The organism is Virgibacillus salarius, from assembly GCF_039521925.1.
Lineage (GTDB): Bacteria > Bacillota > Bacilli > Bacillales > Amphibacillaceae > Virgibacillus > Virgibacillus salarius.
Genome location: NZ_BAAACY010000183.1, coordinates 1 through 514, shown reverse-complemented (window position 1 = coordinate 514; position 514 = coordinate 1). Strand labels below are relative to the sequence as shown.

Below are 514 nucleotides of genomic sequence, written 5' to 3'. Positions count from 1 at the left end.
AAAAGGATTACGAATCGAGTATCCCGATCGGTAGACCAATTAGTAATTCCAGCGCGTATATTGTTGGGAAACATGGTGAGTTAAATCCAATCGGAGTCTACGGTGAGCTATGGCTTAGTGGGGATGGAGTTGCCAGAGGATATTTAAATAGACCAGCTCTTACCAAGGAAAAGTTCATCGAGAATCCATTTGTACGTGGTGAAAGACTATATAAGAGTGGGGACATTGCCAGATGGTTGCCGGATGGCACAATCGAATTTTTGGGTCGAGTTGATCACCAGCTTAAGATTCGTGGATTCCGAATTGAAATTGAGGAGATTGAACGGAAGCTATTACGTCACCACGCAGTGAAAGAGGCGGTTGTTTTAGTGAAAGAAAACGAGCAGCTAGACAAGTATCTTATTGCGTATCTGACCGCCCATAAATTAGAAAAAAGTAATTTAAAAGAATACTTACAAGATAGTTTGCCAGATTATATGATTCCATCCTATATAAAAGAAGTATCGAGCATTCC

1 protein-coding gene is annotated in these 514 nt (G+C 40.7%); it reads left to right on the top strand.

The window, feature by feature from the left end; translation table 11 throughout:
* Positions 1-514, top strand: a 514-nt coding sequence (locus tag ABDZ84_RS21405; protein WP_343782945.1) for an AMP-binding enzyme, incomplete at both ends; no start/stop codon positions are given.